Here is an 11931-nt window from a genome sequence, read left to right on the forward strand (position 1 = left end):
CGCACTGCTGAGAAAGACGACGAAGCCCAATAAGGCGCTCGAGGCGTGCCGAGGATCGGAACCGTCTAGGACGCTCGGGTCGAACACGACGAGCAGAGCGGTGCTCACGCCGTTGATGACCAAGAGCACAGCGTCCAAGCCCAGGATGGACACGACCAGAGCGGTGAGGACGCGCATGGACCGATAACCGGATGCGCGTTCTCGTTGCCGGGGCGGAAGGAACGGGTTCGAGCTCATCGGTCCCGCCCGCGCCGAGGTGCGTCACGAGACACACGTACACATCGAGCCCGCGAACGAACACTTCGAGACAGCCAACCCCCCCAATGACGATTGTACGGGGTGTAGTACGTCGGAGCCAAGTAAGAAAGCGAGTCGGCTCGATTCCCGAGTTTCGGACCGGACTCACGCCGCAGGAAAGAAATGAATACGGGGATTCGGAGTTACACTCGAAGCCCAACCCGTTTCCCAAAGGTCGTACGGGTGTCGCGCGGGGTGGTAGTCAGGCGCCGGTTTTCCCACTTGTCCATGACGCAAGAACCCACTAATATCCGTGCTGCGACAGGAAGCAAAACACCTAGGTTGTGAGGCGAGCTCGGGTCGGTCCGAGGCAGGGCTCGGAACATTCGCCAAACGAATCTCCCACGACTCTCGATGAGCGCGCCCGATACGCAAGCAACCGAAGCTTCCAGGGATCGATTCGGCGTACGGTGTCGTACGCCCGTGAATGGAGGAGAAGATGACACTTAGAATCAACGACGAAGCACCGAATTTCAAAGCGGAGTCGACTGAAGGGCCGATCGACTTTCATCAATGGATCGGCAATGGCTGGGCTATTTTGTTCTCGCATCCAAAGGACTTCACCCCGGTCTGCACGACCGAGCTCGGCTATATGGCCAAGCTCAAACCCGAGTTCGCGAAGCGTAACTGCAAGGTCATCGGCATCAGCGTGGATGGTGTGAGCGACCACCAGAAATGGTCCAAAGATATCGAGTCGTCTCAGGGCCATGCGCTCAACTATCCGCTGATCGGTGATCCCGAGCTCAAGGTCGTCAAGCTCTACGATATGCTGCCGGCGGACGCGGGTGACACCGCGACGGGAAGGACCGCGGCCGACAACTCCACGGCGCGATCGGTTTTCGTCATCGGACCCGATAAGAAAATCAAAGCGACCCTGACCTATCCCATGAGCACCGGTCGTAACTTCGACGAGATTCTTCGTCTGTTGGACTCTTGCCAGCTCACCGCGAGCCATAAGGTTGCGACACCGGTGAACTGGAAGAAGGGCGAGGACGTGATCATCGTTCCGGCCGTCTCGGACGACGAAGCGAAGAAGAAATTCCCCCAGGGATGGAAGGCGCCGCTCCCTTACATTCGAGTCGTCCCCCAGCCGAAGTAGTCGACAGTCGTGCTCGCTAAGCTCGTCGCCCGCTCCACTCGCAACCCAGCCAAGTCGGGCGACGGGCCGCCTCCGGGCGAACGGTGACAGGGAGACCGTCGTTGCACTTGGAATCGATCGCTCTTGCCGGCTCTTCGGCGAGCTGATCCCTTAATGCGCCCGTAGCTCAGAAGGATAGAGCGAAGGATTCCTAATCCTTAGGTCGCAGGTTCGAATCCTGCCGGGCGTACCACCGAGACTGTCTCAGCTGCACTGCAGAATCATCCAGGAACGGTCGAAACGACGCGCGCGCAAATCCTCTTCGTGGATCCAATAGTAGAGGCAGCCGAGATCGCCCCACATCATGCCGGCTTCTTCGACGCTCGGGACCTGCATGAGAAGCCGCCAGTCAGGGGCGGTTTTGCGGATCTCGGGCAATCGTGGATCCTCGTATGCCGTGGCATCGCCGCAGTAAAGGCCTGCCGCGACGAGCGCGCATTCCAACATCATGTCGCCCTGTATTTGGTCGGGATGCCCACCCAGTAGGCCTCTCGGCGTCCCGGCATCGTCATCCTCACCGGTGGCCTCGAGGAGGTCCTGATACGCCTGGAGCTGCTCGGAATCCAAATGGAGGTCCTCGATCAGAACGCTCTCCCACGCCGGCAGAGTAATCGTTTCCCCCGAAGCCAAATCGCACGGCGGGTAGCGAGCATGTTCCGGGAGGTCTTTTGGCCACTCGTCGAGCAACCTCGTCTCGTGCTCTTTGGGCAGGTGAATGACGGCGAAACTCCCGGCGTCGTTCGGGTCGAACCCCCAAGTGCTCTGCTCGGAATCATAGAAGAACAGCAGGAGGCCGTCCCGCGGCAGTCCAAGCTGGAAGGCGCTATCGGGCTGTGAGCCGAGATCGATTTGCGCGATGAACGCCAGACTCTTGCCGCCTCGCCGCGGCCATGCGACGGAGGCGGACATCGCTGGGAGGCCACCGAGCCTCGAGGTGAATGGCGATGCCTCGTTGCCGACCTGCCCTGGTGTCAGGACGACAGCGGAGCGAGCCAGTCTTCGAAGCGAGTCGATGTCCGAATACCCGACCCTGCGTGCGGTTGCGATGACACCATCGAGGTTCGTGAGTGCCATTTCACTAGCTCCGCCGCGAATCGCCAACCGGCGCGAGGCCGACGGTGAGGGCAAGGGTCGCAACGAATCGTGACATCATTGATTCTCCTCGAGTCGATGTGGCGTTACAGAATGAGAAACTAGCATAGTGTAGTGGAGAATCGCCCGGTTGATGCTCAAGATGCATCGGTCGGGGTGGCGGAATTGGGCTGAAGTATCTATGACGAGAGGCGTTACCGTGGCGCTGACGTTCGTGGCGGTGAGCTGTGGGCTCGAGCCGCGCCGCGGCTACGAATGTCTCGCGCCGGCAAACGCGGGCGGCGGCTGGGATCTGACCTGCCGCACCGCAACCCAATCGCTCAACGAGCTAGGCATCGTCACCGAGCCGTTTCGCGTGCGGAACATGCCGGGGGCGGGCGGAGGGGTTGCTTTCGCGCACGTCGTTGCCGAGCGTGACGCGGACGAGAACGTGGTCATCGCCGCTAGCCCGGCGACGACCCTTCGCCTCGCGGAGCGACAGTTCGGTGATTTCGGTGCGGAGGACGTCCGTTGGCTTGCGGCTGTGGCCGCCGACTACGGGGTGATCGCCGTTCGCCAGGATGCGCCCTGGGGTGACTTGAGGGCGTTGCTCGAGGAGTGGAAACGAACGCCATCCGCGATCGTGGCGGCGGGGGGAAGCGCGGTGGGCGGTCAGGATCACATGAGGCTGCTCCTTCTGGCGGAGCAAGGGGGAATCGACCTGCGGAGTGTCCGCTACGTTCCCTTCGACGGGGGCGGTGAGGCGCTGACGTCGCTACTCGGCGGATTCGTCCATGTCATCCCCGCCGATGCTTCGGAGATGCTTCCTCAGTACCGTGCCGGTGGGGTTCGGATTCTCGCGGTCCTGGCACGCGAGCGTCTCGGGGCGCCTTTCGAAGACGTTCCCACCGCGCGCGAGCAGGGGTTCGATGTGGAGTGGCTCACGTGGCGGGGTTTCTACGTGCCTAAAGGAATTGGCGATGAAGCCTTTTCGCGCTGGGTTCGTCTCTTCGAGGCGCTCACCCGATCGGCGGAATGGGAGGTGGCGGCGAGACGTCGCGGACTGTTTCCGATGGCGCTGACCGGAGCCCCATTCGAACGGCTGGTGTTGGACCAGATTCGCGACTTTCGTCGCCTGACCGCGAGACTCGGTCTAATTTCATGACCGACCGAGGGGCGGGGAGTGTACTGGCCTTGGGGGCCGCCGCGTACCTCGCGGAGGCGTTTTCGTTTCGAGCCGGTTTCATGGCGGATCCCATCGGTCCCGGCGCCTTTCCCGTCGGTATCGGGGCACTCCTGCTCGCGCTCGCCTCGGTCCTGGTGTTGCGCGGGAGCAAGGCCTCGAAACTGGATCGGCCGTTTCTCGGTCGAGCCGCGGTGTTGCTGACGGGCCTCGGCGGATTCACGCTGGCTCTCGACATCGTCGGGTTCGTCATCGCCTCGACTCTGGTCATGACCCTCGCGGTCATCGTCTTCGAGGGCCCGCTCCTCCGCGGGTTGATCGCCAGCTTTTTCGTAAGTCTCGGGCTGTTCGCGCTGTTCGTCTACGGGTTCGCCGTCCCGCTTCCGTTGGGGTCCTTCTTCCAGCCTTCGTGATGGCAACCGGATGGTGGCTCGCTTTCACTCCGCTGAACGTCTTTCTGGCGGCGGCCGGCGCTCTCACCGGAACCGTGGTTGGGATGCTCCCGGGACTCGGCCCCATCAACGCGATCGCGATTCTCATTCCTGTCTGTTTTTCCGTGAGCCTTCCGCCCGAGTCCGTGCTGATTCTTCTCACCGCCGTCTATTACGGATCGCAATATGGGAACTCGATCAGCACCATCCTCCTCAACGTGCCCGGGACCCCGTCGGCGACGGTGACGGCGCTCGATGGCTACGCCCTCACCCGGAAGGGCCGTGCCGCCAGTGCCCTCGCCATCTCCGCCGTTTCCTCTTTCGTCGGCGGGATGCTTTCCCTCGCCGGGCTGGTGCTCCTCGCGCCGTTGCTCGCCCGGATGGCGATCCAGTTCGGACCCGCGGAGTACTTCGCGCTCATGGTCTTCGCCTTGTCGACGCTCTCTGGTCTGTCGGGAGGAAGCTTCCTCAAGGCCGCGGTCGCCACCCTCCTCGGTCTGGCCTTCTCGACCGTCGGCTTCGACCCGAACAGCGCGGTGGCTCGGTACACTCTCGGCGAGATTCGATTGCTCGATGGAGTCGATTTCGTCGTGCTCACCATCGGGCTCTTCGCGCTCAGCGAAGTCATATTCGCGCTCGAGAGCGGCGGTATCAAATCTCTTGACTGGAAGACGAGGGCGGGCTTCACCCTGGAGATTCGCGAGTGGTTGAGCAACCTGGGCACGATGGTTCGCGGCAGCCTGGTTGGATTCGCGATCGGCGTCCTACCCGGCGCCGGCGGGACGGTAGCCAGTTTCATCGCCTATGCGACGGAGAAACGACTTCATCCCGATGGTGAGATCGGGCGAGGAGATCTGCGAGGCGTGGCCGCCCCCGAGGCCGCCAACAACGCCGCTGCCACCGGCGCGATGATTCCCCTCCTCACTCTCGGCGTTCCGGGAAGCGGCACGACCGCAGTGTTGCTCGGAGCGCTGCTGGGTTTGGACGTGGCCCCGGGCCCGCTGTTCTTGACCGAGCATGCCGAGGTGTTCTGGGCGCTTTCGGCCTCGATGGTGGTCGGAAACGTCGTGCTTCTCTTTCTCAACCTTCCGCTCGTTGGCGCGTTTGCCAGCATATTGTTGGTACCGCCCTGGTTCCTCTATCCTCTCGTGCTGGTGCTGAGCTTGATGGCGGCTTATTCGGTGAACGGAAGCACGTTCGACGTGGTTCTCGCTGTCGGATTCGGCGTGCTCGGCTATGTTCTTCGCAAGCTCGATTTTCCGCTAGCCCCCGTCGTTCTGGGCTTCGTCCTCGGCGGCTTGATGGAAACGAGCTTGCGACGGGCCATGGCCCTGAGCGGCGGCGGATGGGAGATACTGTTCTCGAGCTGGACCGCAATAACCATTTGGGGCTTGGCGGTCTTCGCCACCCTTGCCGCGTGTTTGCGAAGGAGCCGGTAGATGCAATCGATCGTTGATTGGCTTCGTGAGCTCGGCGCACCCGGCTCGGACCTTTCCGGCCGTGCGCTCGCCACTCTCGCCGTCATCGTAGTCTTTGCCACCCTCCGATACGTCGCGATGCGCGTCGTCTACAGTCGAACCGAGGACAGTAGGCTCCTCTACCAATGGCGGAAGACGCTTACTTACTTCACTTTCCTGCTCGGATTTCTCGCCGTTGGCCGTATCTGGATCCAGGGATTCGAGTCGATCTCCACCTATCTGGGCCTCCTCTCCGCCGGCCTTGCGGTGGCGCTCCGCGACCCGATCGTGAACTTTGCCGGCTGGCTCTTCATCATCTGGCGACGTCCTTTCGACGTGGGTGATCGCATTCAAATCGGGCCGCACCAGGGAGACGTCATCGACGTCCGGATATTCCAGTTCACCTTGATGGAGATTGGAAACTGGGTGGACGCCGACCAGAGCACCGGTCGCGTGATCCACATTCCGAATGGCAAGATATTCCAAGAAGCGCAGTCGAACTACTCCAAGGGTTTCGAGTACATCTGGAACGAGATCCCGGTCCTGGTCACTTTCGAAAGCAACTGGAAGAAGGCGAAGGCCATCCTGACCGAAGTGGCGACGAAGGACGCGGAAAAGCTCTCTCAAGCGGCGGAAGAAAAGGTGCGGATCGCCGCACGAAAGTTCATGATCTTCTACACCCACCTCTCACCGGTCGTGTACACCAAGATCGCCGACAGCGGGGTGCTCTTGACCATTCGCTATCTTTGCGAGCCGCGGAAGCGCCGCTCGACGACGGAGCGGATCTCGGAAGACGTGCTGGCGCGCTTTGCCGACTGCGACGATATCGATTTCGCCTATCCGACCTACCGCTTCTACGACAACCCGAGCGAGGGCAAGTCCCAGGCCCGAGCGGATGTTCCCGAAAGAGCTGGATGAAAGCGGACGCTCGATTCTCCCACGAACGAATGCACGACCGGAGCGAGCGACGGCAAATCGAGTCTCTGTGGTCCGACCACTCGTCCGCCGGCATGGTGGTGACCGCTCATTACCTCGCAACCGCGGCCGGTGTGGAGATGCTGGAGCAAGGCGGCAATGCCGTGGATGCGGCCATCGCCGCGTCTCTTGCCCTGGGAGTGGTGGAGTCGGCAGGCTCCGGGCTCGGAGGGATGGGGCTCGCGCTCGTTCACTTGGCGGAATCGGGGAGGACTTTCGTTGTCGACGGGTCGGCGCGAGCGCCCCGTCTCGCAACCCCGGAGGAAGTGTCCCGCTCCCGCCGGTACCGAGGCCACCGTGCCATCGCCGTGCCGCGGCTCGTGGCTGCCCTCAACCACCTTCATCGGCGCTACGGGCGACTCGGAATCCGGCAAATCATCGAACCCGCCATTCGGTTCTCCGAGGACGGGTTTCCGGTAACGACGGTGCAGTACGGTGTGGCCCGGACCTACTCGAGAAAGCTTCGCCGGTCGATGACGGCTGCACCTTTCTTCCTCGACGAGGGGGAGCCTCTCCGCCCGGGCTCGGTTTTTCGGCAACCGATTCTCGCGCGGACTCTGCGAAGAATCTCTGAGAACGGGCTCGAAGATTTCTACACCGGTGCCATCGCCGGCGAGCTCGTCGAAGACATCACGAAAAACAACGGGTTCCTTCGCGCGGAGGATCTGGATGCCGCCCTCGAGGTCCGTGAAGCCCCGCCAGTCGTGGGACGGTTCGACGAACGTACCGTCTGCACGATCGGACCACCGGGCGGCGGAATCACGCTGCTTCAAATGCTTCAAATGGCTTCGTTCGTCCCCGACCTCGATCCCGACGATCCCGAGGGTCTCGTACGGGTGGCGGCCATCATCCGCAGGGTGCGACGAGACCGTGGGCGCTTTCGTTTGAGGACGGGGGCGGAGGAGCCAGGTGAAGCGACCGCGCTGCTCGAGCTCGACTACGCCGAGCGCGCCGTGAGGGAGACCCTCGATAAGCTGCGAGAAGTCGGTAGTTCTCCTCCCGGTGGAGCCGCCGCCGGGGGCGAGACCTCGCACCTCAACACGAGCGACGCGGAAGGCAACGTCGTCTGCATGACCCAATCCATCGAGAGAAGCTTTGGCGCCGGCGAAGTCGCCCCCAGCCTCGGATTCGTCTACAACGGCTACCTGCGAGCGTTCAAGATCAAGAACCGGAAGCACCCGCACTTCCTGACGCCGGGAGCTCCCGCACGCTCCAACGCCGCGCCGACGTTTCTGCTCGGCGACGGACGCCCCGTCCTGGCGATCGGCTCGACGGGCTCCGAGAGGATGTGCTCCGGGATGCTCGAAGTCATGCTGAGGCTCAGGCACCGGAGTGCCTTCGCGTCGGTGCTCGCACCACGACTTCACTGCACCCCCGACGGCCATGTGATCTGGGAGGCCGATCGGTTCGACCCTCGCTGCCGCACGGCGCTCCATCGCAACGGGTTTTCGCTCGAGACGCTGGACCCGTACTCGTTCAAGATGGGGGGGCTCCAACTCTGGATGAGCGACGGGCGGCGGAGCCAATGCGGGGTCTCGGAGCCGAGGCGAGACGGCGCTGCGGCGGGGCCGAGCAATCAGCGGTGAGCGGCCACCGCCTTGGGCGTCCACTCGCAGAGACGGTCGAAAGCGGTGGCGATCTTAGGGCAATGCTCCCGCAAGAACCACTCGTTGGGCTCCTCGTCGGGTTCGAGCGTCTGCAAGGCCTGGAGCGCTCTCGCCCCATCGAAGTCCACATAGGCGAGCCGCAGTGTCAGCTCGGATTCCGATCGGCCGCAGCTCGAGCCGGGGATGCTGGCGACCCCGGTCTCTTTCAGTAGGCGCTCGCACAACACCCGGCTCGACGTGATGCTCCGTTCTTTCAGCTCGTGGCGCAGGTGGCCGAAGTCGGGGAAGAGGTAGAAAGCACCTGCCGGCTCACGCACTCGAGCTCCGGCCTCCTTCAAGGAACGTGCGCCATAGCGGCCGATCGCCTTCAGAATCCGCCGGCACTTTACGAGGTAGGTTTCGATCTCGGGCGCGCCGCGGAAGGCCGTTACCGCCGCGTGCTGGATGGGGGCACTCGTCGCCGTAAAAGTTTCGCTCGCGACGACGGCCATGGAATTCAAAAGCCAGGTGAGGGCCTCGGGAAACGTGAAGGTGCCCAGCCTCCATCCTCCCGCACCGCACCATTTGCTCAAACCGGTGCTGATGATCGTCCCTTCGGGATAGAACTCGGCGATGGAGACGTGCCGGCCGTCGTGATGAATCTCGCCGTAGATCTCGTCGGAGAGCATGACGACGCGGTATCGGCGGGCCACCGCCGCGAGCTCCTTGAGCTGCGCGGCATCGTAAGTGTGCCCCGTGGGGTTGTTGGGATAGTTGAGAATCATGAGCCGCGGCCGCTCCGGGTCGATCTCGCAAAGCCGTTCGAGATCCTCGGGCTGGAGCTGCCAGTTGTTCTTCGATGAGGTAGGGATCCACCGCACGTGGCGTCCGATAATCTGAGCCTGCGGAGCATAAGAGACCCACGAGGGGGTGGGGATGACGAGATCCCCGTAGTAGACGAGCTGGATGAGGAACATCAGCTCCTTGGAGCCCGGGCCGATGAGAACGTTATCGCCTCCTCGCTCGACACCGTGCTTGCGGCGATGGTACTCGGCGACGGCTTCTCTCAAAGCGGGAAGCCCCCGAACCGGAAGATAGTCCTTCTGATGGGCATTCGCCTTCAGGGCCTCCACGACGGCTTCGGGAACGGGGAAAGGAGACTGTCCCAGACCGAGCTTCAACACCTCTCGTCCTTGCGCGACGAGAGCATTGCTGAGCTCGTTGATGGCGAGGGTCGCCGAAGGCTCGAGGCCGCGCACGTTGAGATTCAAATGTACGGAAGGAACGTATCCCCCGTCGGGATCACGGCGAAAATCGTTCATCGATTGTCCTCAGCTCGATTAACCTACTCCAACCATATATTATGGAAGCGTATCTACCAGAAACGCAAAAACGGTCCGCTCGACGGCGCCGTGTTATCTTGAATCCAATGCGCGGAGCAGAGCTTGACCGGAACTAGCAGCTTCCTGGAAACACCGGACGGAAACGCCGTCGTTTACTGCGAAGGAGCCTTTCTTGCGCCGAGCGGGAAAACGGCCCACGGGCTCGTACGTTTCACCAAGCGCTACCGCGTGGCGTCGGTCATCGACTCGACCTCGGCGGGACGAGACGCCGCCGCGCTCCTCGGCGTCGAGCGGGAACCGGTTCCCATCCTCGCGAGCTTGAGTGAAGCCCTGGCGGTGGCTGATGACATGGGCCTTGCCGCATCACATTTCGTCGTGGGGCTCGCCCCCGACGGGGGCCGGCTCGAGCCCGGCTCACGGTCGCACATCATCGAGGCGATCGGGCGAGGACTTCACGTCGACTGCGGCCTGCACGACTATTTGACCGACGACGAGGAGATCGTGGGGCTCGCCCGGTCCAGAAACGTCCGTATCCGCGACGTCCGAAAATCTCCTCCCGTCAAGGACCTTCATTTCTTCAGCGGCAAGATCGAAGACGTCGAGTCGCTCCGGATTGCCGTCCTGGGAACGGATTCGGCCCTCGGCAAGCGTACCGCCGCGACCATTCTGACGAATCACTACGAATCGAAGGGGTTTTCCCCGGTGATGATCGGGACGGGCCAGACCGCCTGGATGCAAGGGGTACGCTATGGGATCGTCCTGGACTCTCTGGTGAACGATTTCGTGTCGGGGGAGATCGAGCACGTCGTGTGGAGCGCCTGGAACGAGCAGAGGCCCGACAGGATCTTCTTGGAGGGGCAGGGAAGCCTCCTCAATCCCGCTTATCCCGGTGGGTTCGAGATTCTGGCAGCGGCGCGGCCTCACGGGATCGTGCTCCAGCACGCACCGGCGCGAAAGGAGTACGACGGGTTTCCCGGCTACCCGATCCAGCCGCTCATCACGCAGATCGAGGCGCTTCAGATCGTCTCGGGCAAGCCGGTGGTTGCTCTATCCATCAACCACGAGAACATCCCCCGCGACCGGCTCGATGCCGTCTGCCGGGAGATCGAGGAAGAGACGGCTCTTCCCGCGGTGGACGTTCTCATCCACGGGCCCGACCACATCATGAGGGCCATCGAGGCGCTCGCAGTGCGGGCGTCTCGCTGACATGTGAACCTTCTCCTCCAATCGATATCGGCGGACGGTCGGCCATGAAGATCACACGGGTCGAGGCCTGGTCGGTCGACATGAAGCTGGCAGAGCCCTATACCATCGCCTACGAGACGATTTCGCGAGCGACCTCGGTCTTCCTGCGAGTCGAGACCAACGCGGATATCTCTGGGTTCGGCTGCGCGGCGCCCGATCCGGCCGCCGGTGCCGTGATACTGCACGATGGCCTGCTCTTTCCCACGGGAGGAAACGGGCTCGGGTTCGACCTGCCATGATGGAGAGTCTCTCGATTTGGCAGCTGGCAGCCGTCGTCTGCGGCCTCCGCATCTGCGATGTTTCCCTGGGAACGCTTCGGACGATTTCCGTGGTCAACGGCCGGCTGAGGCTTTCCGTCTTCCTCGGGTTTTTCGAGATCCTGATCTGGGTGACGGCCGTATCTCAGGTCATCCTCAGGATCCGCGAGCACCCCCTCCTGGTCGTCGCCTACGCCGCCGGCTTCGCCGCGGGAAACGCCCTCGGAATCACGCTCGAGAAGAAGCTCGCGCTCGGGAGAGCCGTAATGAGGGTGATCTCCGAGAAAGGGGACGCCATCGCCGAGGTCCTCGCGGAGTTCGGCGAGGTGCTCGCGGTCTTCGACAGCCAGATGAACGGGCGCCGAACGAGACTCGTTTTCGCCACGCTCCAACGCCGCAACCTGAACCGAGCCGTGGAGAAAGCCCGGCGCATCGATGCGAACTTGTTTTACGTGGTGGAGCGATTCTCGGAAACGAGCCATCTCTCACCTTTGCCGAGCCCGACGGGGTGGCGAGCCATCTTGAAGCGCAAGTAGCCCGTCAGGGTTGGGAACTGGCCCGGAGCGCTTCCACGAGACTCCGCGCCTCGTCGATTTGGCTCACCAGGCTCTCGAGAGCGTCGGAGACGATCCGTACGTAATGCCGCGCCTGCTCCCAGGCTTCCTCTTCGATGCCTTCGCGAATCCCCGGTATCGTCTTCACGCCGTAGCCGGTGTAGAAGCCCGGCGCGTAGACCTGGTGGCGGAACCACTCGCGGTGGGGAAGGCCTTCATCGTGAGCCAGTCGTCGCTCGGACGTGTAAAGGAGATGGTTGAGCCGCTGGAGCTCCGGCTGAGCCAGGAGGGCACTCGCGCCGGCGCTCTCGAGGTTTCTGAGCGCCGCCTCGTAGGCCTCTCCCGCCGCGCGCAGCTTGTCGAGCGCGGCATCGACCGTCGTCAGGTCGACCTC

Annotated in this window: 12 protein-coding genes and 1 tRNA gene; 10 read left to right on the forward strand and 3 right to left on the reverse strand. The window is 62.8% G+C overall.

Annotated features, from left to right (window positions below):
- Positions 1-736: 736 nt before the first annotated feature.
- Both VEK15_17275 and VEK15_17280 read left to right on the forward strand, forming a co-directional pair.
- Entirely contained in the window at positions 737-1396 is a 660-nt protein-coding gene (locus VEK15_17275; protein ID HXV62456.1) for a peroxiredoxin, read from the forward strand.
- Between the two features lie 155 nt (positions 1397-1551).
- A tRNA-Arg gene (locus VEK15_17280) sits at positions 1552-1628 on the forward strand.
- 11 nt (positions 1629-1639) lie between these two features.
- On the opposite strand, the gene VEK15_17285 is transcribed toward VEK15_17280, so the two are convergent.
- The gene (locus VEK15_17285) at positions 1640-2509 is read right to left on the reverse strand and encodes a YwqG family protein (protein HXV62457.1); all 870 of its coding nucleotides are present in this window, start codon (positions 2507-2509) and stop codon (positions 1640-1642) included.
- Between the two features lie 199 nt (positions 2510-2708).
- Between VEK15_17285 and VEK15_17290 the strand changes: the two genes are divergently transcribed.
- The 5 genes from VEK15_17290 to VEK15_17310 are packed head-to-tail and all read left to right on the forward strand — an operon-like array spanning position 2709 to position 8138.
- Complete coding sequence (locus VEK15_17290) at positions 2709-3671, forward strand: tripartite tricarboxylate transporter substrate-binding protein (protein HXV62458.1); 963 nt, start codon at positions 2709-2711, stop codon at positions 3669-3671.
- On the forward strand, positions 3668-4102 hold the full coding sequence (locus VEK15_17295; GenBank protein HXV62459.1) for a tripartite tricarboxylate transporter TctB family protein: 435 nt from the start codon (positions 3668-3670) through the stop codon (positions 4100-4102). The genes VEK15_17290 and VEK15_17295 overlap by 4 nt, the downstream gene beginning before the upstream one ends.
- On the forward strand, positions 4102-5559 hold the full coding sequence (locus VEK15_17300) for a tripartite tricarboxylate transporter permease (GenBank protein HXV62460.1): 1458 nt from the start codon (positions 4102-4104) through the stop codon (positions 5557-5559). Before VEK15_17295 ends, VEK15_17300 begins: the two co-directional genes overlap by 1 nt.
- Positions 5560-6495, forward strand: coding sequence for a mechanosensitive ion channel family protein (locus VEK15_17305; protein ID HXV62461.1), 936 nt, complete (start codon positions 5560-5562; stop codon positions 6493-6495). It abuts the gene before it with no gap.
- Positions 6492-8138, forward strand: a complete 1647-nt coding sequence (locus tag VEK15_17310; GenBank protein HXV62462.1) for a gamma-glutamyltransferase — start codon at positions 6492-6494, stop codon at positions 8136-8138. The genes VEK15_17305 and VEK15_17310 overlap by 4 nt, the downstream gene beginning before the upstream one ends.
- On the opposite strand, the gene VEK15_17315 is transcribed toward VEK15_17310, so the two are convergent.
- Positions 8129-9460 (reverse strand): aminotransferase class I/II-fold pyridoxal phosphate-dependent enzyme, encoded by a 1332-nt coding sequence (locus VEK15_17315; GenBank protein HXV62463.1) that lies wholly within the window; start codon positions 9458-9460, stop codon positions 8129-8131. The genes VEK15_17310 and VEK15_17315 overlap by 10 nt on opposite strands.
- Positions 9461-9583: 123 nt before the next feature.
- Here VEK15_17315 and VEK15_17320 point away from each other — a divergent pair, with 123 nt between their 5' ends.
- The 3 genes from VEK15_17320 to VEK15_17330 are packed head-to-tail and all read left to right on the forward strand — an operon-like array spanning position 9584 to position 11519.
- The gene (locus VEK15_17320) at positions 9584-10687 is read left to right on the forward strand and encodes a DUF1611 domain-containing protein (protein HXV62464.1); all 1104 of its coding nucleotides are present in this window, start codon (positions 9584-9586) and stop codon (positions 10685-10687) included.
- Positions 10688-10731: 44 nt separating this feature from the next.
- Positions 10732-10965 carry a hypothetical protein gene (locus VEK15_17325; protein ID HXV62465.1) on the forward strand — a complete coding sequence of 78 codons (234 nt, stop codon included), beginning with the start codon at positions 10732-10734 and terminating at the stop codon, positions 10963-10965.
- Positions 10962-11519, forward strand: a complete 558-nt coding sequence (locus VEK15_17330; protein ID HXV62466.1) for a DUF5698 domain-containing protein — start codon at positions 10962-10964, stop codon at positions 11517-11519. Before VEK15_17325 ends, VEK15_17330 begins: the two co-directional genes overlap by 4 nt.
- Positions 11520-11523: 4 nt before the next feature.
- Here the strand turns inward: VEK15_17330 and VEK15_17335 are convergent.
- On the reverse strand, positions 11524-11931 hold a 408-nt coding region (locus VEK15_17335), incomplete at its 5' end, for a transferrin receptor-like dimerization domain-containing protein (GenBank protein HXV62467.1).

This window comes from Vicinamibacteria bacterium (genome assembly GCA_035620555.1).
In the GTDB taxonomy this organism is placed as follows: domain Bacteria; phylum Acidobacteriota; class Vicinamibacteria; order Marinacidobacterales; family SMYC01; genus DASPGQ01.